The following is a 20,904-nucleotide window of genomic DNA, read 5'->3' on the forward strand; positions in this document are numbered from 1 at the left end:
TCAGTCCGCGGCGCGGGTGACCTCGATGTGGTGGATGCGGACCGAATCGGTGCCACCGCCCGCCGGGTCGTAGGAGATCACCAGCGGCGGCCGGTGGTAGGTGTCGAAGGCCGAGACGTTCTGGGCGCCCGAATACGAGGAGGCGGGTTCGCCGAGCTTGGAGCGGACGACGGCTTTGCGGTCCTCCCAGGTCAGGCCACCGGGCAGCGGCCCGGAGAAGCCGCCTGCCACGCCGGGGAAGCCGGGGGCGAACAGCACCGCGCTGGACACCAGCCGCCCGGCGTCGACGTTGAGCTGGATGCCGGGGCAGAGCCAGATCGCGCCCTGCCGCACCACCGCCTGCTGGCAGCGATGGGCGGTGAGGAACGCCGAGACCTCGGGGTCGTCGAGGCTGCGGCCCAGCAGGGGCTCGTACGCGCCGGGCGCCGATGACGTGGGCTGGAGGCTGCTGAGCTGTTCATGCCAGGCCGAGGAGCCCGCCACCGCGGGGGCGGAAGCCGTGGGTGTGAGGGACACGACAGGGCCGCTGGCGCCACCGGGACCGCAGGCGGCCAGGGCCAGCAGGGCTGCGAACAGCAGGCGAGGAAACGCCATCTGAAAACGATAGATCCGCGGGGTCACCAAAAGCGAAACGCTCGAGACTCTCTTCGACAACGGACCCTGGCTGCGCGGGGCGTGCCGCGCCGCTTACGGTGGTGAGGTGCGAAGGCTGTTCACCCCCGGTTGGATCGCGTTGACGGTCGGCGTCATCGTGTTCGCCGCGGTCAGCTTCACGCTGCTGGCGCCGTGGCAGTTCCGCAGGCACGACGAGCGCCAGGCCCAGAACGCCGCCATCGAGGCCAGCTTCAACAGCCGGCCCGTGCCGGTGGAGCAGCTGTTGCGACCCGATCAGCGCCCCGAACAGGGCACCGAGTGGCAGCAGGTTTCGCTCACCGGCCGGTTCCGGGCGCAGGACGAGGTCGTGGTGCGGCTGCGCACCGTCCAGGGGCAGCCCGCGTTCGAGGTGCTGACCCCGTTCGACCTGGCGAACGGCGGCACGCTGGTGGTCAACCGGGGGTTCCTGCGGCCGCAGACCGCGACGAAGGTGCCCGCCTACGATCCGCCGCCCACCGGCCAGGTGACCGCCACCGCGCGGGTCCGGCAGGACGAGACCGATCCGCGGCACCGTGAGGCCTTCACCGACGACGGGCACCGGCAGATCTACGTGGCCGACTCCCGGCTGGTCGCGAAGGCCGCGGGCATCCAGGCCCGGCCGGGCTACTACCAGCTCAACGCCGACCAACCGGGGGTGTTGGGTCCGCTGCCGTTGCCGCAGCTGTCCAGCGGGCCGTACCTGGCCTACGCGTTGCAGTGGATCGCGTTCGGCGTGATGGCCATCGCCGGGTTGATCTACCTCTGCTGGAAAGAGGTGGTCACGCCGAATCCGCGGCGCGACGCGGGCCGCGCTGCCGTGCGAGCAGTGCGATCACAGCCGACAGACCCGCCGCGGCAAACCCGATCACCCGGGACAGCTCCACGCTCCGTGTGAGGTGACCCGCGTCCGGCGCCCGACCGTCGCCCAGCACGGGCCGCTCTTCGGCGCCGTGGGCGTACACGGTGCGACCGCCCAGTCGGATCTCCAGCGCCCCGGCGAACGCGGCCTCGGCCTGGCCCGCGTTGGGGCTGGGGTGCAGGTGCGCGTCGAGTCGCCAGGTGCGCCACGCGTGCGGCGCCGACCCGCCCACCACGGGCGCGCAGGCGGCGGTCAGCAGGGCGGTGGCCCTGGAGGGCAGCAGGTTCAGCAGGTCGTCCAGCCGCGCCGAGGCCCACCCGAACCGGCGGTAGCGCTGCGAGCGGTGCCCGACCATGGCGTCCAAGGTGTTGACCACGCGGTAGCCCACCAGCCCCGGCACGCCCGCGACCGCGCCCCACAGCAGCGGCGCGACCACGGCGTCGGAGGTGTTCTCCGCGATCGACTCCACGCTGGCCCGCGCCAAACCGGCGGTGTCCAGCGCCGATGGGTCGCGGCCGCAGAGCGACGGCAGCCGCTCCCGTGCGTCGTCCAGCCTGCCGTCGGCCAGCGAGCGGGCCATCGCGGTGCCCTCGGTGGCCAGCGACGATCCACCCAGCACCGCCCAGGTCGCCGCTGCGGTGGTGCCGATCTGGAGCAGCGGATGCCTGCGCCCCAGCCGCTCCAACGCGACCCCCGCCAACACCGCGCCGCCCGCGAGCAGCCCCGTGTACGCCACTCCGGTGGCCTTGTCGTCGCGGTAGACGCGGCGCTCCACGTCGCCCGCCAGCTTGCCGAACGCCGCGACCGGGTGGCCGCGCCGCGGGTCGCCGAGCACCCCGTCGGCCATCACACCCAGCAGAAGTCCGATTGCCCGTGCCGCGCTCACACCGGCACCTCCCCACGTCGGTTCGGCAAGGACAGTAGCGAAACCGGATCACCCTTCCGAGCACAGGTCGCACGTGTCGATCAGACCCCGATTAAGGTGGCCCATCGTGGAGCAGCCAGTAGACCCTCGCGCCGTGGCAGAGACGCGTCTGCAGCTCTACGCCTATCTCCAGCCGCGCGAGCACCACCGCACCTATCTGGCGATCATGCGGCTGTTCACCTCGTCCCTGCTGGCGGACCTGTCGGCGGGCGAGGTCGCGACCGCGTTGGCCGCGGCCGAGCGGGACGGACTGGTCGAGATCGGCGAGTCCAGAGTGGACACTGTGATCGCGCGGCTCAAGCAGCTGGTCGAGTGGGGCAACCTGGTCCACGGCCGCCGCGAGACGATCGCCACCAGCATCGCCGAGTTCCAGCACGGCAGCGTCCGCTACCAGGTCAGCAAGCTGGCCGTGCGCATCCAGCGCGACGTCGACGAGCTGCTGCGGGTGCCCGAAGGCGCGCGTGAGGTGTCCCGCGAGCTGCTGCCCGCCATCGAGCGCGGCCTGCGCCAGCTCGGCCGGACGCTGGCCAAGGCGGTGCTGGACGACAGCGCCGCCAAGGAACTGCTCGCCGAGCAGGTCACCACGCTGTTCCTGCAACACGCCGAGCTCGCGGTGACGGTCCGCGACTTCTACGCCTACCTCGGCCAGATGGTCACCCGCCACCACCTGGACCGCGAGGAGATCTCCGGGTTCCGCAACCTGCTGGTGGAGTACATCCAGATGGTGGTGGAGGACGTGCTCCGCTACACCCCCGCCATCGCCGACGCGCTCGCCAACCTGGCCAGGGCCCGCTCGGAGCTGCTGCGCATCCTCGGCCCCACCGAGCGCCTCGGCGACGCGGTGGAACGGGCCCGCGGCCGGTCCGAGGCCGACTGGCAGGAGCTCACCGACTGGTTCGCCGACCGGCCCGGCCTGCCCAGCCAGGTCACCGCGCTGCGCGAGGCCACCGCCCGCGCCATCGGCTCGCTGCTGGCCAGCGTCAAGCGCGCCACCTCCGGCGGCGGGCTGCTGCCCGGTCGCCGCGCCGAACTGTTGAAGCTGGCGCGGTGGTTCGACGACGCCGATCACGATGCGGCGCACACCCTCTACGCCGCGGCGTTCGGCCTGTACTCCTGCCGCAACCTGCTGCCCGCCCCCGCGCACGACGGCGACGACGAGCACACGCCGTGGCGGGACGGGCCGATCATCGACGTGGTGGTCAGCGTGCGCAGCCGAGGCGACCGCGGCGCCCGCGGCCGTCCCTCCCGCATCCTGGACGACCCGATGACCGAGCACGTGCTGCGCAGCGAGGCCCGCGCCGCCGACGAGCGCAAGGCCGCCGCCGTCGCCGAACTGGCCGACGCGGCACCCAAACTCGGCGAGGCCAGGCTGTCCTCGGAGGCGCTCGGCGTGCTGTGTGAGCTGCTCACGCTGGCCATGGCGCAGCGCGAACGCGACACCGACGCGGGCTCGGCCACCGACCCGGTGCGCGGCCTGAAGCTCACGGTCACCCCGCTGAACGGGCACATCACGCGGATCAGCAGCGCCAACGGCACCCTCACCCTGCACGACGCGGAGATCTCGCTGGAGGCCGCCAGATGACCGCGGCGCTGGACAAGCTCTCCGATATCGACGCGGCGAACGTGGTGCGCTGTGCGCGGGTGCTGCTGCGCCGTCCGCTGCTACGCGCCGAGTCCACCGACGGCGACCTGCTGCCGCTGATCTACCGGCACCGGATCACCCTCGCCGACCTGTTCGCCGAGACGCTGGGCTACCGCCTGGTGGTGGAGCGCCGCTTCGCCCGCCTGTACAAGTCGGGGCCGGGCCGCGACGCCAGCCGCGGTGAGCCCGGTCTGACCCCGCGGGGCTACGCCTACCTGTCGCTGTCCATGGCCTGCCTGACCGGCATCGGCCCGCAGGTGCTGCTGTCCCGACTCGTGGAGGACGTCCGCGCCGCGGCGGTGGAGGCCGGGCTGAAGGTCGCCGACACCCTGCCGGACCGGCGGGCGCTGGCCGCGGCGCTGCGTCAGCTGATCGCGATGGGCGTGATCACCGAGACCGAGGGCACCGTGAACACCCTCACCGGCGACGGCGGCGGCGAGGCGCTGATCACCATCGACACCGACCTGCTCGGCCAACTGTTGTCCGGTCCGCTGGCCGAGGCGGAATCGGCCGAGGAGCTCATCGCGCTGGCCGCCCGGCCCGGCCCCCGCGGCATCGACCACACGGTGCGGCGCAAACTGGTGGAGAACCCGGTGGTGCTGCACGCCGACCTGCCCGCGGAGCAGGCGGACTGGCTGCGCACCCGGCAGCGTCGGGAGGCGCTGCTGCTGGAGCGGTGCTTCGGCCTGGCCACCGAGATCCGGCTCGAGGGCGTGGCGATCACCGACCCCGAGGAGTACCTGACCGACCTGGCCTTCCCCGGCGCCGGCACGGTGCCGCGGATCGCGTTGCTGGCGTTGCCGATCCTGCTCGGTGACACCGACCCCGACGCCCACGGCAGGCACACGGTAACGTTCGGCGCACTGCGCGAGGTCTGCGCCGGGCTCGTCGAGGATTACCCCGCGGCGTGGTCCCGGCAGGCAACCGACAACCTCGACGAGCTCACCGTCGAGGTCGTCGACCTGCTCGCCAGGCTCGGCCTCGCCACGGCACCCACCGCGTCCAGGCGGCATTTCGCCGCGGACGCCGAACTGCTGATCAACCCGCCCGCGCACCGCTGGCTGCCCGAACCGGACGCCACGCCGGGACCGGGCGCGGCGCCGCCGAGCGAGCCCGAACCGGACGAGAACACGCTGTCGCTGTTCGAAACCGAGCTGCCCGACCCGCCGGAGAGCGGGGAGTACGAGCCGCCGGGAGAGGAAGAAGAGCTGTCGTGACCCAGGCGAAAACCAGCCGGAACCGCAACGTCGTGATCATTGCGGTGGTCGCGAGCCTCCTCGCACTCGCGGTGCTCGGCATCTTCGCCCTGGCGACCATGCGCGGCGAACTCACCGGCGGCGCGCCGAAGACCCAGGACCTGTCGAAGTGGCAGCCCAGCGACACCAACAAGGACCCGTCGCAGTCCATCCCAGGTGTCGTCGTGCAGCGCTACACCAAAATCGAGCATGTCAAGGATGGTCAGCGGGTCGCTTACGACGTCATCCCACCCATGGGTGGCACTCACGACCAGATCTGGGCAGCGTGCACCGGAATCGTGTACGACAGGCCGGTGCGCGATGAAAACATGGTCCACTCGCTGGAGCACGGCACCGTGTGGATCGCCTACCACCCGGACCGGGTCTCCGGTAGTGACTTGGATCTGCTGAAGGAGAAGGTCGAGGGCAAGGAGTACCTGATGCTCTCGCCGTACCCCGGTCTGGACAAGGCGGTGTCGGTACAGGCCTGGGAGCACCAGCTTCGGGTGGACAGCGCCGACGACGAGCGGATCGACCAGTTCATCACCGCGCTGCGCGCCAACAAGTACACGGCACGGGAGCCCGACGCGCGCTGTGACGCGATCACCGGCTACTTCGACGTGGGCAACCCGCCCGCCTTCGACCCCAGCCCCCGGGGAACCGACGCGGCACCGGTCGGGAAGTGAGCATGGAGCAGACAGCGCACAAGGCCGACCGCTGGCGGCTGCACCGCGGCGGCATCGTCAACATCTGGCACTACGCCGAGCAGTCCTTCGACTTCTCCGGTGGCCGCGCGATCTTCCAGGGCACCAACGGCTCCGGCAAGTCCCGCACCCTGGAACTGCTGCTGCCGCTGTGCCTGGACGGCGAGCTGCGTCAGCTGGGGTCCAAGGGCTTCGACACGGTCAGCATCCGGCGATTGATGCTGGACGACTACGACGGCGGCCCCAACCGCATCGGCTACGCCTGGGTCGAGCTGGTCCGCGGCACCGCCGACGCCCCCGAGTACCTGACCTCGGGCATCGGGGTGAAGGCGTCCAAGACCTCGCAGCAGATCACCGACTCCTGGCGGGTGATCACCACCCGCAGGGTCGGCATCGACTTCGAACTTGCCGGACCGGACCGGGTGCCGGTCGGCCCCGCCCAACTGCGCGAGACCATCGGCGCGGACTGCGTGCTGGACGAGGGTCCGTTCCGGGCGCGCATCGCCGAACTCGTCTACGGCATGCCCGCGGCCCGCTACGGCGACCTGCTGCACCTGCAACGCACCCTGCGCAACCCCGACGTGGGCCTGAAGGTGTTGGAGGGGCAGCTGGAGCAGATTCTCTCCGACGCGCTGCCCCCGCTGGACTCGAGCCTGATCGAGCAGCTGGCCGGGTCCTTCGACGACCTGGAGTCGATCCGGGAGAACATCATCCGGCTGTCCACGGCCGATTCGGCGATGCGGGCGTTCCTGTCCAGCTACTCCGGCTACGCGCTGGGTTCGCTGCGCTCGGCCGCCGACCGCGCCGCCGCGGCCCGCTCCGGGGTGGAGTCGCTGGTCACCGAGGTGTCGGCTCTGGACTCCCGGCTGGCATCCACGCTGACCAAACGGGCCTCCGCCGAGGAGGAGGTCGCCCGGCTGGAGGCAGCCGAGGGCGAGCTGGAGAACCGCATCGACGCGTTGAAGTCGCTGCCCGCCTACTCGGGGCTGCGGGACCTCGCCGACCGCGAGCAGCTGGTGGCCGGTGCCCGCGGCGCCGCGCAGTCGGCGTTGGAGGGCGCTGCCCGGCAGCGGGCGCAGGAGGACCGCGCCGTCGACTCGACGCTGGCGGTGCTGCGCAGGCTGGAGCAGGACGTGGCCTCGGCCGGAGCGCTGCTCGGCCAGACCCGGCACCTGCTCGGCAGTGCCGGGCTCGAGGCCGCCTGCCCGCAGCTGCCCTCGGTGCCACCGGCACAGGCCGAGGTGGTTGGCGAACGGGTGCGCGCCAAGCCCGACCCTGAGGCCGAGCCGCTGCTGGTGGACCGCCGCCGCCCGCCGGAGTGCGACGCCGACACGTTGACCGCGGTGTTCACCGAGGCGGGCAAGCAGATCAGCGAGGCCGCCAAGCTGACCAGGCAGCGCTCGGCGCTGACCATGGCGCTGCACCAGCAGGCCAAGGAGCTGGGCAAGCAGCAGCACGGCGTTGACGAGTCGCAGCGCAACGCCCGGCAGGCGCAGATCGCCGCGACCGAGGCCGCGGGCCGCCGCAACGAGGCGGGCCAGCAGCTTCAACTGGTGGCGGAGCTGTGGACCGAACGCGCCGCCCGCTGGGCGGGCGAGGGCCCGCTGTCGCACTACGACGCCACGCTGCCGAGCGCGGCGGACCTGGTGTCCTCCCGGGACGCCGCCCGCGGCGCGCAGGCCGAGCTCCGCCAGTGGGCCGCACCGCAACTGTCGGAGCTGCGGCAGCAAGTGCCCGCCGCCGAATCCGACCTGGCGGAGCTGCGTCGCGCCCGCCAGGAGCTGGCCACCGAGCGGGACGGCCTTCAGGGCGGCGTCGCCCAGCACCCGGCCCGACCCCACCACCAGTCCGCCCAACGCGATTCGGCCTCGGGCGCCCCGTTCTACCGCCTGGTGGACTTCCAGCCTCAACTGTCCGATGTGGACCGCGCCGGTCTGGAGGCCGCGTTGCAGGCCAGCGGGCTGCTGGACGCGTGGGTCACCGCTTCGGGCGAGATCAGCGACCCCGACTTGGCCGATGTGCTGGCCACCCCACGCGCACCGGTCTCGGGTCGCACGCTGACCGACGCGCTGGTGCCCGCCGCCGAACCGGACTGCCCGGTGTCCGCCGAGGTGGTGTCGCGACTGCTGGCCTCGGTGGCGTTGCTGGACTCGGCCGACGGCGCCGAGGGCCTGGCCGTCGGGGTGCGTGGCCGCTGGCGGGCAGGCGTGCTGACGGGCGCGCTGCGCAAGCCCGCCGCCGAGTTCGTCGGCACCGGCGCCCGCGAGGCCGCCCGGCAGCGCAGGCTGTCCACCATCGCCGACGAACTCGCGGCGCTGAACGAGCGGATCGGCGCGGCCGAACGCGCCGTGGCCGCCGCCAACGGCGAGATCCGCGCCTGGGAGGAGCACCTGGACTCCTTCCCCGACGACGGTGAGCTGATCGCCGCGCACGCCAAGCTGGTCGGCGCGCAAGAAACCGCCGCGGAGGCGGAGCGCCGCGCCCGCCAGCTTCGCGAGGACCACCGCCGCGCCGACGAGCGCTTCCAGGCGGCCCGCGCCGAACTGGTCCAGCAGGCGAGGGCGGCGGGCCTGCCCACCGAGTTGGACGAGTTGGACCGGGCGCACCGTGCCGTGGCCGAGGCGCGCAGCAGCGCGGAGGCGCTGCGCGAGGCGCTGGCCGACCGCTGCGCGGGCACGGCGGCGCACCTTGCCGACGCCATGCACCACTATCAGGCCGCCGTCGCCGACCGCATCGAGGCGGAGCAGGCCGCGGAATCCCGCTGCACCGAGTACGCCGAGAAGGCCGCCGCGTTGAGCGAGCTGAACTCGGCGATCGGCGCGGAGGCCCAGCAGATCACCGAGCAGCTGTCCACACTGGAGGAACAGCGCCGCGCGGCCCGCCGTGAGCTGCCGCAGGCCAGGGAACGCGTGGTGTCCCTGCGCGAGCAGGCGACCAAGACGGAGACGCAGCTGGAGACCAAACGCGGCCAGCTCACTGGCCGCGAGCAGGACGCGGACCGCAGCGAGGCGGCGTTCGCCGCGACGCTGTCCGCGCCCGGCATCTGGTCGGCCGCGATCCCCGACTCCCCCGAGGCGCCCGCCGAGATGTCGGAGGCGCTGGCGGTGCTGGCGGGCGTGGAACGTCGAGCGAGCTCGGAGTCCACGGTGATCACCAAGTTGCAGGCGTTGCAGACCTCGCTGGCGGGCAGCCACGACATCGCCGCCGAGCAGCACGAGGGCATCCTCACCGTCACCGTGACCGGCGACGAGGGCCCCCGCCCGGTCGCCGACGCCGCCCGCCGCGTCTCGGAACGCCTCGCGGAGCAGCGCGGCTACCTCGGCGAGCGGTACCAGAGCATCTTCGCCACCTACCTGATCCGCGACCTCGCCGAACGCCTGCGCAACCAGATGGGCATCGCCGAGGACCTGTGCCGCCGCATGAACGAGGTCCTCGACCAGGCACGCTCCAGCCAGGGCGTCCACGTGCAACTCGAATGGCGCCCCTCGGCCGCGCTGGACGACGACACGCGCGCCGCGCTGGACCTGGTGCGCACCCCGTTCGCGGACCGCTCGAAGTCCCAGGACGAAACCCTGCGCCGGGTCTTCACCGACCGCATCGAAGCCGAACGCGACGCCCACTCCAGCGGCTACGCCGAAATCCTGGCCCGCGCCCTGGACTACCGGAACTGGCACTCCTTCACCGTCCGCGTCCGCGACTCCGGCCCCGACGGCAAACCGCGCGTCCGCAGGCTCCGCCAACTGTCCTCCGGCGAAACCCGCCTGGTGTCCTACGTGACCCTGTTCGCCGCCGCCGCGTCCTTCTACGACGCGGTCAGCACCCCCACGGAGTCCGACGGCAAGGTCGGCGGCCCGCTGCGCCTTGCCCTGCTGGACGAGGCCTTCGAGCGCCTGGACGACCCCACCATCGCCCGCATGCTGGGACTGCTGGTGGAGCTCGACATGGACTGGATCATCACCTGGCCCAGCGGCTGGGGCGTCTCCCCCAAGATCCCCCGCATGCACATCTACGACGTCCTCCGCCCCAAAAACGGCCGCGGCGTCGCCTGCACCCACACCACCTGGGACGGCTCCGACCTCTCCCGCGACGACCCGTAAACCGATGCACTAACGCAATCTCTTGAGAATGCGCTTCTGGGCTCGCTCGCTGAGTTGGGTCGACAGGAATGTATCCAGCCGTTCGGGATCCGGATCGGTCCGCCGGGCAGGTTCTCTCTCCTCCCACGATTGGAAATCGCCCGGATCTCCAATCGTGACGACACCGATTCCGTGCGCTCTCGCGACCTCGGCCACATCCTCGACGCGTTGGTCTAGTTCCGTGGCCCGCTGCTGGGGCACATGCAGTAGCACATATGATCGAGTCGCAGCCCGCCGGTGGGCAAGCGCTTCATAAACACCTTGCACATTGATGGCATCAGCCGTTTTGACCTCGAACGTGGTGACTTCCAGATGCTGCCCCGGCACAAATGAGAAGGTGCGAACCTCGACCATGACAACATCGGGCCGTGACCACATCCCACCCGTAGCCCGACGCCCCTGAAGTGCAGTGACTTCGACAGCAAGTGGCTCTGCGCCGCGATCCTTCGACCAGTCTCCCGCCACTACCTCTCGTATTGGCTCATAGAGCACGAGTTCTCCTTGAACGACGGCTTCGATCTGCTCGGGCTCGAGATCGGTGGGCACGGCGATCGTCTTTTCCGACGCGAAGCTCCCGGTGTATCGGCGCGTTGTGCCCCCTCGTCCACGCCCTTTGACTGCGGCTCCGCGTTCGATCAAGTTGTTCCGTGTGCGGAAATAGCGGTCCGTGTCCCAACCCAGTTGCCGCATCAGCGTGTTGTTTCCCAGTGGCGAGCCGTCATCCGGCAACTGCGCCAGCAAACACTGCTCGTCTTGATTAAGGTCTTCCACCACCGTCATGACACCCACCCCGCTCCCGAGAGGACAAGCAGCCCATTCTTCACATGGGAGATAAATTTCAGGTCAAGGTCGGGAGGAGTTCCGGGGAGGTTCTGCCGCCGTTGGCAGGCTAGATGCCGCGGCTGGTGAGGAGGGGGGACTTGGCTTTGGCGTTGAGTTCCCACCGGGGTCTTCGGTGCAGGACGAAGTGGGCGAGTACGAGGGCGGCGCCCGCGGTGGCGGTGATGACGACGAGCACGACGCTGCCCAGCAGGGCGGACAGCACGACGAGGCTGAAGGTCAGCAGGTGCAGCAGGAACATGGCGTTCGTGTCGGACCGCCACACCCAGCGTCTGCCGTCCCTGACCTCGGCCAGCAGGGCTGACGCCTCGGCTTCCAGGCGGGTGTCGCCGGTCCGCAGCTCCAGCAGTTGGCTGGCGCGTTGTTCACACTCGCGGAGCTGCGCGGCGCTGGCGATGACCAGTTCGCCATCCCGGGCGTGTGCGCGGACCGCGATGCTGCGCAGGTGCAGCGCGACCGCGAGGTAGTAGTCGATGGCGGGGTTCTGTCGGTAGCGCGAGCGGATCTCGGCGACGATCGCCAGACCTTGTTCGGTGGATTCCTGTGCCAGCAGCGCGATGCACAGTCCCAGGTAGGGGATCGGGTGCTCCGGGATGAGTTCGATCGCCGTCTGGTAGCAGCGCCGGGCGACCTCCCAGTCACCGCAGGCGGCGAAGACATCACCCCGGATGACGTGGTGCAGGGGACCGCCCAGCGGCTCGGCGAGTTCGGCGGCGTCGCCCCAACGGGCACTCGACAACGCGGCGAGCGCGGCGTAGCGGGCTGCCTGCGGTTCCGCGCTCTCCTTGCCGCCGTTGGGCAGGGCGGCACCGGGGACCGGCGCTCCCGACTCGACCTGGCGCCGGGCGAGACCCCGGATCGCGGGCACCTCGTCGAGCTCCCACTTCATCCACAAATTGCGCCATTGCCGGTCCGCGACCCAGCCGTCCAACCTGCTATTCCCCATCAGTCCCCGCAGATTCGTTTGACTCGGAAATCAAGCATTGAGCCGCTGGTGATCGCGCGGATGGACAGATTAACGTATGTGCAATGCAGCTTTGGGAGGAATCTGGGGACTCCCCACGGACACCCGGCGATCCGGGACCTGACCGGAAAGCGCATCCCGACGCGGGGTGGAGTTCCTGGCGGTTGGGGGCGGTTTTCGCGGGGGCGTATCTGGTGTTGGCGGCCGCGGTTTCCACGCTGATCATGTGGTCCCCCACCAGTCAGGCCACCCCTCCTGACACGGGTCTTGGCCAGTCCGCGCACCCATCGCCTGCGGACACCACGACGCCCACCACATCCTTGTCGCAGACGGCGACTCCGGATGGGTACCAGTACGTCGACAGCTTTCAGGGCTTCGAGACCGTGGTTCCCTCCGGTTGGCAGATCCGTCCGCTGAACGACCCGGGGATGTTCGAGGCGACCCACCCGCAGAACCCTGAACTCCTGGTGCGCTACGGCGTGCTGCCGGAAACCGTCAACGACATCCGCCTCCATGTGGAAAACGCGCAGCGCGACCGCCAGACCGCCCTGCCGAACTTCACCCCCATTCGTCTCGACTCCCTGACGTTCCACGAACTCCCCGCGGCCCAGTGGGAATTCGAGTTCAACCGAAACGGACAGCGTCGCGTCACCGCGCTCTACTGGTCCAACAACGGAACCGCCTATTTCATCTATGCGAGCGCGCCCGCGGATCGGCAGGACGAGATCCTCGGCGTGTTCGAGACCATGCGGCAGCACGCGCGGCCGTGAATCGCAGCCAGGCGATCGAAGCGGGCGATCCCGGTGTGGCGTCTCCGTCGACGCCGCCGGAAAACCTTGACGACTCCTTGCCCTTCCCGACGCTGAGGAACGGCCTCGACAAGCACTTCCCAGGCTCAGAAGGGTCCGTCGTCACGCGCTGCTTGAACAAGGCACTGATCAGAGTTCTTCTTCACGAACAATGTCGAGGTCCACGAACCGCGGGGGCTCCGTGCACAACTGGACGAACCGCTCGTGAATGTCGTTGGTGGCGGGTAGCTGGGAGTTGTGCATGGCCTTCTCGCGGGAAGGGAACTCCAAAATCTCCACAAAGTGCTGTGCATCATGGGAGTCGCGCCCGACCCGAGTGCGTGTCGCGGTGCGCTGCCCTTCGCTCGTTGTCATCCATCGGGTCAGTAGTTCATCAACGGCCTCAGGCTGCGCGGTCCGGTACTCGATGAGCTGAACGAAAGTCACAAGGCACTCCTATCCTGGTTTCGCAGTCCGCGTTCTCTATCGTAGAAGTTGGCAAGATTGAGCAGGAAGTCGATTTCCTCCTCGAAATCATCGCCACCCACTTCGGCTATCTTTTCCGTCTGCGTGACCGGCTCACTTCCGCGCCGCTGATTGTCGAGTGCGGTGGCCAGCCAACTGGCCGTGACACGGGCTTTGGCGACATCTGCTGGTACGCCCTGACGGGCGACGTGCGCCTCAGCCGCCTGGATCTCGTCGGCGTCGACATAGTCCCGAAGGATCATGATCGCGTCCCGAACCTCGACAACCCGGCGGTACAGTCGCAGCCGCAGCGAGACGACGGTTACCCCAGTTCCCGGCTCGAGCAGCCGCACCTGCGGGACCGCATCCGTGAGCGACCGCCACAACGGACCCAGGCGTCGATAGGCGATGCCGTGACGAATCCACTGCTTGACCGCGAATATCAGCGGCAGAGCGGCACCCGCGGCGATACCGAAAGCCCCGATACCGTCGATCTGGGAGAAAAACGCGATCCACGCTTCATCATGGGTGATCAACCACACCAGGTTGAGCATCCAAGGCAGAGCATTGGCAGTCCAACCAACAGCCAAAGCGAGTAGCGACCAACGGATTGCCCAGTGATTCGCCTGCCGCGCACCGTAAACGCACACCACCGTACAGCAGACGAGCGCAATAACATTGAATCCGCTGAGAAGTATGAAATACCCCAGCGGCAGCTCCGGCGCGTAACCAGGAGTCGGCGCCCGCGGACTCATGGCGGTATAAACCCAAACGACCACGCACGCGACGACCGCAGCAATCGCGTACGGCAACCGTGCGTGGCGACGATAACCGTTGGCGAGCAAAACGAAGTGGAGTATCGCCGCCGAGCTGATAATGGTCATCAGGTGCGTGCCCAGATACGTTGCATATCGACCTGCGAGAGCCGCAAGTGCCTGCTGGGCCGCGCCAAGGTAGAGGGTGGTCACCACGGTGATGAGCACGACAGCCAGCCACAGTTGGCGCTGCTTCTGATCGCGGATCACCTGTGGCAGCCGAAGGATGACCACCAGCCACATGCAGGTGATTCCCACCGTCTCCAGCGACAAGTTCATATTATCGAATCCGCTAGGTCGGCCGGCGAAAACCGAGGGCGGTCTCCAGATTCCCCTGGAGATCGGTATCCGGCAAGGGAGCTCGCAAACGATCGATTTGCTCGAGCAGGAGCGTCGCAATCATTTCGGCTTCTTGCTCCTGTCGTGAGTTGTATCGGATACGGGGCAAGACCTGAGGAATCCAGTCAGGATCATCCCCTGTCAATTGCCGATATAGGTACTGGTCTTCCTCCACACCAACCCCGTCATGTCCGCACACTATATGGCCGATCTCATGCAGAATGATGTGGAGACAATGAAGACCAGATGTCTGCGCATCGTAGAAAATGTAATCACTACGCTTGGACGCCAGCCACATTCCGCTGGGCGTGCCCGGAGGCGTCGGCTGCGGTAGCGGATTGAGGCTCAGGGGCCTCCCCCGCTGGGCGGAGATCAGGTCGCAAAGGGCGGGCATGCTAAACGGCTGCGGCAGTTCGAGCGCGCGAATGATCTTCCTACATCGTCGCCGTAGGCCGGTCACGATCGCGCTCCCCCATTACGTGCGGGAATGACGCGCGCAGGTCGCTCCGCGTCAATCCGTCTCACCGTGCGCTCACGTCCCCAGTCTCGGTCAGAGTCTCCACCTCGTGGGAAACGCTCACATCGCCCTAATGGGTGATCATCACCCTGCTCAGCTTGCTCATATAGGCGAACACACGGCCCATCTGACGTTCTGGGCAGCACCCCGGCTATGCCATCAGCCGTCGCGGTTTCAAATCTTTCCGTCCGCCGACACCAACGTGATCGTGCACTGCGGCCGTCGGCTGTCCCGCGTGATCGGTGGCCTGCTCGACCACTCCGGCTCCACCTTCCGACCGGCCCAGCCCGCTCTGAGCACAACGTTGAGGCCAATTCCGCCACCCCCATACCCCGTCTGGCGCCTCTGCCCCGCCTACAGCGGCTGGATCTCCGGCGGCGGTTCGCCATTTCGCCAGCTTCTCCCCTGTGTGACCAGACGTTCCCCATATTCGGGCCGCGGTAAGCCGTTGTTCACACGTTGCGGGGCAGAGGGATTCGGCCGCCGGGGCAGGGATTCCCGGCGGCCGATTGGTAGTGAGGTGGCTTGCTCGCAGGTCAGCCCTGCTGGTCGATCCACGCCTTGAAGGCGGGCACCTTCTCGGAAATGGACGGAGCCTTGGCACAGTCCGCCTGGGTGACGCCGCCACGGACGACGGCGCCTGCGAGTTCCCAGCGGCCGTTGACCTTGACCACTACTGGGCCACCGGAGTCGCCGTAGCAAGCGCCGTGGCCGTTCGGTCCGCCGACGCACAGTTCGAGCTCGGGTACGAAATTGGCGACGCAGCCGGTGACCAGGGTGGTGTCCAGTTCTTGCACTATCTGCGGCGCGGTGTCACAGCCTGGGGTCGGGCAGGTCTGGCCGTGGCCGATCATGCGGACCGCGGTGTCCTGGGCGAGCGGGTCGCTGGTGATCGGGATCGGCGTGGACGTCGCGTCACGCTCCAGCTTAAGAATGGCGAAGTCGGGCTTGGTTCGCGCGGAGCCGACGACCTGGATCTCCTCGCCACTGTCCAGCGTGCGGCCGCCGACGCGGACCGAGGTCACGCCTCTCACGCAGTGCGCGGCGGTCACGACGCGGTTGGCCTTGACCAGCGAACCGCCGCATTGGAACCGGCCGTCTTTGGAGAACAGCTTGACGTGGAAGGGGTAGTCCTCGGTGGCATCGCGGCCACCGACGATATAGGGGTTGTACTCGGAGCTGTTATCGGCGACAGCGGATGGAGCGACGAATAGCGCACCGGCGAACACTGCCGCCACGAACACTCCGACTTTACGAAGCAACATCGAGACTTCCTCTCTACAGACGCAAGGGCACCGGGACGGACAGGAATTCGCCCCGGCGTTCTATAGACGTCGATCACATTTCGATAAATACGCAATCAGCCTGAGTTCGAACGATAGGACTTGCCGTCCGGTTTCAGCCATAGCGACTCGGCATAATTCTCACGTCGATACCGCCGGGACTCAACCCAACACTGCATTCCACCAGGCAAAACCCGATCAGATCGCCCGCCGAAAAGAGCACGCTCGGGGGTCACAACAATAGGGAGTGTAATCATTGGCAGACCGACAACGGTCCCGTCGATCGCAGATCACGGGTCCTTTACAAAGGCGGTAGTGGTGCCGCCGGGCGGGATGGGGCAAACGATCTTCGCGATCGAAGAGCCCTTGAGAGCGACCACTGTTTCGGGAGTCGTCTACCACTGTGGGATTCATCAAGCGGATTTCGCGATGGCCCTATTGGTGACCGATCACATGGTTCGGGTGGCCACTTTGAGTCATTTCCCAATGCGCTGCTCGGCGCGCGCCGCGCATCATCTGCCTACTGGCGGCTAGCTGGAGGCAACGATGCCACGACAGCGCGGGATCGGGACGGCAATCGCAGTGGTGGCGATGCTGGCGGCATTCGCGGTGCCCGCCGTGGCCGGGAAGACGCTCGACTACGTCGCGCTTGGCGACTCGTCGGTGTCCGGCAGCGGGGTCCCGATCCAGGACGACCTGGTGTGCACGCGATCGCGCCGCAACTGGCCTGCGGTGGTCGCGAACCGGCTCGGCGCCCGGCTCACAGACGTGAGCTGTGGCGTCGCGACAGTGGCCGACTTCTCCGGGCGGCAGTTCGGGTTCGTCGCGCCGCAGTACGACGCGCTGCGGCCGGACACCGATCTGGTCACGCTCACCATCGGCATCAACGACATCGGCCTCGTCCCCACCGCGCTCGGCTGTCTCAACGTCCTGCCGGAACCCGCGGGCACCTCGTGCGCCGACAGGCTGACCTCGGGCGGCGTCGACTCGGTGTCGAAGAAGATTCAGGCGTGGGCACCGCGACTGGGCACGGCGCTCGAGGAAATCCACCGGCGGTCACCGAACGCCGAGGTGATCGTGGCCGGCTACGGGACCTACATCCGCAAGGACGGCTGCCACCCGAGGCAACCGATCTGGGCGAGGGACGCGAATTACATGCAGGCCAAGGTCGATGAGCTGAGCGCGGCCATGCGCACGCAGGCCCGCGCCCACGGGGCGACGTTCGTCGACTTCGCCCCGGTGACCGTCGGACACGACACCTGCGCGCCGATCGGCACCCGGTATCTGGAGGGTCTGGTCCCGTCGGTCCAGCCGACCGCCCCACTGCACCCGACGGCAGAAGGTTTGGCGGCCTTCGGCGCAGCGGTCGTCCGGGTCTTCGGGTCCACCACCAGCAGCTCGTCCGACGTCGCGCGCCAAGCCTCGGTGAAGTCGTGTACCACCCGGTCCCGGGTCGCCCGCTGCGCCTGCGCGCGGGCGTGCGGCACCCGTTCCGCCTTCGTCGCCGGGCCGGGCCGGGCTACCCGCACCGAGATCAGGTACTCACACGGCAGGCGGAACGGCAGCGTCGGCGAATCGTGCTCCCTCTCCCGCGCCAACAGGGACTCGTCCGGCTCCTTGATCTCCACGTCGTCCGGTGCCCGCCACGCCAGGTACTGCGCCACCAGCCGGGGATGGTGCGTGCCGCTCGTGACCCGCCGCCCGTGCATCCGCAGCACACCCGGATCGACACCCGGTTGATCCACCAACCGCCACCGACGTCGTCGCGGCCCCACCGGTGAGCGGCGGTCACGAGATCGAAGCGGCCCACGCATGGAACAGATCACTCTGGAGATCGGGCGAACTCGTCTGCGCCCCAGGCGAGATCGCCACTTACCTGCCTTGGGCCTGCTGGCGGTTGTCGGCGCCGCAGTGTGCGCAGTCCTGATCATCGCCCTTGCCGGCTGGTTGCACGGTGCCATTGGCAATGGCCGCCTCTGCGGCTGCCCTTCTGACGCCGGACGAAGCCGGGTTGCTGGGCTTGTTTTAGCTGCCTCGACGGATCGAGTGCCCGTGGCCTCAAGTCCGGCGTCTCATGGGCGCACGGTGTCTTTGTGGCGGCGTAGCCAGTCGAGGTAAACGGGGCTTCGGCGCACGGCCGCCTGGTACACGTTCTCCGCCGATCGGATCAGGCGTGCCGCATGGGCATCGAGTGGGTTGTCCTGCCGCCATACCAGCGCGTGACGCAACCACAATGGAGCGTGCTCCAGCGGCACGACGGTGATGCCCGGGGTGTGGCGGAAGGTCGCCTGGCCCACTCCGATCGCGTGTGCGTGCCTGACCAGATCGGTCATTCCGCCCAACTCTGCTTCGAGCCGTAGCCGGGGGACGAAGCCTGCCGCGGCGCAGATTTGCGCGAAGTACTCGCGGAAGCGGTTGTCATCGGGTGGACGCAGCACCCAGTCCGCACCGGCAAGATCGGCGAGGGCCACCTGGGTGGCTCTGGCGGCAGGGTGATCGTCGGCGACAAGCACGAACATCGGTTCCGTCACCACGGTGTGCCTGGTGAGGCCGGCCCGCAGCGGGAGTTCGAAGCCAGGAAACTCGGTCAGGGCGGCAAGGTCCAACCGACCCGCCCCAACCAGGTTGATCAGCGTGCTGTTCGATTTCTCGGTGCGCATGTTGACTTCGACGCCGGGTACGAGCTCGCGCAGATGAGGCAGCAGGCCGGCAGCGAACGGGCTCTCCGCCGCGCCATAGCGAACCAGGCGCGAGCTCACGCCTCGCTGGCACGATGCCGTGTTGATCTCATCCAGCACAGGTAGCACGACATTCGCCCTGGCGAGTAGGTAGCGGCCGAGCTCGGTGGGCCGGGCTCCCTTGCGATCGCGGATGAACAATTCCCCGCCGAGGGCCTGCTCCAGCCGGTGGAGTTGACGGGAAAGCGCGGGTTGCGGCAAACCGAGAGCGGCCGCTGCTTTCGTGAGGCTGCCCTCGTCGGCAATGGCGCGAACCACCCGCAGGTGTCGTCCCTCGACTTCCATACCGTGAGGGTATGGGAAATAGGCAGTTGTTGTACTTCAATCGGTCCTAAATCCTACTCACAGGGCATGAGTCGGTGCCGGTATCCCTGTAAGTAAAGGAATCGTTAACGTGAAAAGCAATGCATCGTTGGTATCCAGACTGGTTGCGCTGGTGGCCACTGTGGCCGCGGCAGTCGGGGTGACCATCGCGGCCGCGGCGTCGTCCGCCGCGGCCGAGCCGCAGGCGGGGTTCCGCCATGTGGCCACCGGCCTGTGTGCCAGCACCTACAACACGTTTGGCTCATTGTTGCTGGACACCTGCGACGAGCACTCACCGAACCAGGCCCTCGGCTACAACGAGAGCACCAAGCGCATCACCCTCGGATCCACGATGTGCCTCGATACGCTTCTCTCACCCGATCAGAGTGACAACGTCATCTTCCAACACTGCTCCGGCCTTCAGGGCGACCGCGGAGTGTGGCACCGTGGCGACGGCACCTTCGCCGTGGAGCACGACGGTCGGCGGTACTACCTCTGCGGAACGCAGCACGGAAAGCATCTGAGCGTGGAAACAAGCATGACCGCGAACTGCAAGTGGAACACGAACTGAGCACACTGCCAACGGCGGAGACAACGCATTGCTAGCAGCCGCATAGCAATTCAGCTTGTTCGGCAACCTCAATTCCCATTTGAGGTTGCCGAACAATATATTCCTATCGCGCACACCCCGATCACCGTCAACCAGGAAATCTCAACGTTCGGCGATCAGCCGTCGAGGAGTCGATGTCGTCGATGGCGAGGTCGGGTCTTAGGCGATGCACGCGGGGCCGCAAGCGGTCGGCGAAAGACTCCCCGGAGACCTCCGCCCGCGCCTCCGCCACCAGCATCGGGTGCACGGGCTGATACTCGGTGCGGGGCCGCCCGAAATACCCGACTGGACACCTGGCCCCGCAGAGCACCGGTCAACCGGACCTGCTGTCCGGCCTGGTTTCGCACAGAGGCGAGAGCGGCAGTGATAGCCCGATTCGCCGCAGTTCGCCAGTACCGTCGGGTCGGGCCAACACCAGCTCCTCGGGTCGTTCCAACACGCCGGCGACTCCGATGACCACCGCGTCGACCGCCATGGTGTGCCGAGCCTTCACCGCATCACAAATTTCCAGAGCTGGTCATCTGCCCTGAAGTTGGGGTTCGACCAAGCTCAGATGAGACCTAGTGAGATGTACTTCCCATCATCTACATGTGGGGCACCGTCATGCGCTCCTGTGCGCGCGGTGTGGTGACTTGCTCGGCCGCGATGCGAGCACCGGTGACCCATCCGGCATCGTACGGTGACCTTGGCGGGCTAGTGGATTGCTACGGTCGGAGGGCCGCGGTGATCGGGAAGCCGGTGTGAGTCCGGCGCGGTCCTCGCCACTGTAATCGGGGAGCACCCCTCGTCTGCGCCACTGCCCAGTATTTCCAGTGCCGGGTGGGAAGGCCGAGGGAGCGTTGATCCGGGAGTCAGGAGACCGGCCGCGGCGACATGCAACCGTTCCACGAGAGATGGAAGAAGGTTTGATCGCCATGACGTCGCCTGCTCTCAGTCGACAGCCCGCGATTTCCGTTCCGATCTGGGCCTACCTCCTCGCCGTTGTCGGGCTGGTGGTGGCCTACCTGGCGCTGCAGGAAAACGGGCTGCTGCTCGCGGCCAACGCCCAGGTGCTGCACGAGTTCTTCCACGACGGCAGGCACGCGCTCGCCGTTCCGTGTCACTGACG

18 protein-coding genes and 1 riboswitch are annotated in these 20,904 nt (G+C 68.2%); of the genes, 9 read left to right on the forward strand and 9 right to left on the reverse strand.

Annotated elements, in window-relative coordinates; translation table 11 throughout:
- The gene (locus ACU6XJ_RS02815) at positions 1-594 is read right to left on the reverse strand and encodes a hypothetical protein (protein ID WP_476306563.1); all 594 of its coding nucleotides are present in this window, start codon (positions 592-594) and stop codon (positions 1-3) included.
- Positions 595-700: 106 nt separating this feature from the next.
- On the opposite strand from ACU6XJ_RS02815, the gene ACU6XJ_RS02820 reads away from it, so the two are divergent.
- A complete protein-coding gene (locus tag ACU6XJ_RS02820; protein ID WP_476306565.1) occupies positions 701-1,528 on the forward strand; it encodes an SURF1 family cytochrome oxidase biogenesis protein in 828 nt (275 codons plus the stop codon).
- Here the strand turns inward: ACU6XJ_RS02820 and ACU6XJ_RS02825 are convergent.
- Positions 1,413-2,378, reverse strand: coding sequence for a cobalamin biosynthesis protein (locus ACU6XJ_RS02825; protein ID WP_476306567.1), 966 nt, complete (start codon positions 2,376-2,378; stop codon positions 1,413-1,415). The two genes, ACU6XJ_RS02820 and ACU6XJ_RS02825, sit on opposite strands and share 116 nt — an antisense overlap.
- 133 nt (positions 2,379-2,511) lie before the next feature.
- On the opposite strand from ACU6XJ_RS02825, the gene ACU6XJ_RS02830 reads away from it, so the two are divergent.
- From ACU6XJ_RS02830 to ACU6XJ_RS02845, 4 genes are read left to right on the forward strand one after another with little or no spacing between them, the layout of a single operon-like run.
- On the forward strand, positions 2,512-3,999 hold the full coding sequence (locus ACU6XJ_RS02830; RefSeq protein WP_476306569.1) for a DUF2397 domain-containing protein: 1,488 nt from the start codon (positions 2,512-2,514) through the stop codon (positions 3,997-3,999).
- Positions 3,996-5,276 carry a TIGR02678 family protein gene (locus tag ACU6XJ_RS02835; RefSeq protein WP_476306570.1) on the forward strand — a complete coding sequence of 427 codons (1,281 nt, stop codon included), beginning with the start codon at positions 3,996-3,998 and terminating at the stop codon, positions 5,274-5,276. Before ACU6XJ_RS02830 ends, ACU6XJ_RS02835 begins: the two co-directional genes overlap by 4 nt.
- Positions 5,273-5,980: a DUF3105 domain-containing protein gene (locus ACU6XJ_RS02840; protein WP_476306572.1), complete on the forward strand. Its 708-nt coding sequence runs from the start codon at positions 5,273-5,275 to the stop codon at positions 5,978-5,980. Before ACU6XJ_RS02835 ends, ACU6XJ_RS02840 begins: the two co-directional genes overlap by 4 nt.
- A 2-nt stretch (positions 5,981-5,982) precedes the next feature.
- Entirely contained in the window at positions 5,983-10,095 is a 4,113-nt protein-coding gene (locus ACU6XJ_RS02845) for a TIGR02680 family protein (RefSeq protein ID WP_476306574.1), read from the forward strand.
- Between the two features lie 9 nt (positions 10,096-10,104).
- Here the strand turns inward: ACU6XJ_RS02845 and ACU6XJ_RS02850 are convergent, their stop codons facing one another.
- Positions 10,105-10,914 (reverse strand): hypothetical protein, encoded by an 810-nt coding sequence (locus ACU6XJ_RS02850; protein ID WP_476306577.1) that lies wholly within the window; start codon positions 10,912-10,914, stop codon positions 10,105-10,107.
- 109 nt (positions 10,915-11,023) lie between these two features.
- Positions 11,024-11,863 (reverse strand): hypothetical protein, encoded by an 840-nt coding sequence (locus ACU6XJ_RS02855; protein WP_476306579.1) that lies wholly within the window; start codon positions 11,861-11,863, stop codon positions 11,024-11,026.
- 269 nt (positions 11,864-12,132) lie between these two features.
- On the opposite strand from ACU6XJ_RS02855, the gene ACU6XJ_RS02860 reads away from it, so the two are divergent.
- Entirely contained in the window at positions 12,133-12,708 is a 576-nt protein-coding gene (locus ACU6XJ_RS02860) for a hypothetical protein (RefSeq protein ID WP_476306581.1), read from the forward strand.
- A gap of 168 nt (positions 12,709-12,876) precedes the next feature.
- On the opposite strand, the gene ACU6XJ_RS02865 is transcribed toward ACU6XJ_RS02860, so the two are convergent.
- From ACU6XJ_RS02865 to ACU6XJ_RS02880, 4 genes are all read right to left on the reverse strand, one after another.
- The gene (locus ACU6XJ_RS02865; protein ID WP_476306583.1) at positions 12,877-13,173 is read right to left on the reverse strand and encodes a hypothetical protein; all 297 of its coding nucleotides are present in this window, start codon (positions 13,171-13,173) and stop codon (positions 12,877-12,879) included.
- Complete coding sequence (locus ACU6XJ_RS02870) at positions 13,170-14,285, reverse strand: MAB_1171c family putative transporter (RefSeq protein ID WP_476306586.1); 1,116 nt, start codon at positions 14,283-14,285, stop codon at positions 13,170-13,172. The genes ACU6XJ_RS02865 and ACU6XJ_RS02870 overlap by 4 nt, the downstream gene beginning before the upstream one ends.
- A 13-nt stretch (positions 14,286-14,298) precedes the next feature.
- Positions 14,299-14,805 carry a hypothetical protein gene (locus ACU6XJ_RS02875; protein ID WP_476306588.1) on the reverse strand — a complete coding sequence of 169 codons (507 nt, stop codon included), beginning with the start codon at positions 14,803-14,805 and terminating at the stop codon, positions 14,299-14,301.
- Between the two features lie 593 nt (positions 14,806-15,398).
- Positions 15,399-16,127: a S1 family peptidase gene (locus tag ACU6XJ_RS02880; protein ID WP_476306590.1), complete on the reverse strand. Its 729-nt coding sequence runs from the start codon at positions 16,125-16,127 to the stop codon at positions 15,399-15,401.
- 564 nt (positions 16,128-16,691) lie between these two features.
- Here ACU6XJ_RS02880 and ACU6XJ_RS02885 point away from each other — a divergent pair.
- Complete coding sequence (locus ACU6XJ_RS02885; protein WP_476306592.1) at positions 16,692-17,885, forward strand: SGNH/GDSL hydrolase family protein; 1,194 nt, start codon at positions 16,692-16,694, stop codon at positions 17,883-17,885.
- A 332-nt stretch (positions 17,886-18,217) separates the two neighbouring features.
- Here the strand turns inward: ACU6XJ_RS02885 and ACU6XJ_RS02890 are convergent, their stop codons facing one another.
- Positions 18,218-19,168, reverse strand: coding sequence for a LysR family transcriptional regulator (locus ACU6XJ_RS02890; protein WP_476306594.1), 951 nt, complete (start codon positions 19,166-19,168; stop codon positions 18,218-18,220).
- 178 nt (positions 19,169-19,346) lie between these two features.
- Between ACU6XJ_RS02890 and ACU6XJ_RS02895 the strand changes: the two genes are divergently transcribed.
- Both ACU6XJ_RS02895 and ACU6XJ_RS02900 read left to right on the forward strand, forming a co-directional pair.
- Positions 19,347-19,757: a hypothetical protein gene (locus ACU6XJ_RS02895; protein WP_476306597.1), complete on the forward strand. Its 411-nt coding sequence runs from the start codon at positions 19,347-19,349 to the stop codon at positions 19,755-19,757.
- Positions 19,758-20,486: 729 nt separating this feature from the next.
- Positions 20,487-20,678, forward strand: a riboswitch (cobalamin riboswitch).
- Between the two features lie 32 nt (positions 20,679-20,710).
- Positions 20,711-20,902 (forward strand): CbtB domain-containing protein, encoded by a 192-nt coding sequence (locus ACU6XJ_RS02900; protein ID WP_476306599.1) that lies wholly within the window; start codon positions 20,711-20,713, stop codon positions 20,900-20,902.
- The last annotated feature ends 2 nt before the right edge of the window (positions 20,903-20,904 follow it).

The organism is Actinorectispora metalli (genome assembly GCF_056323685.1).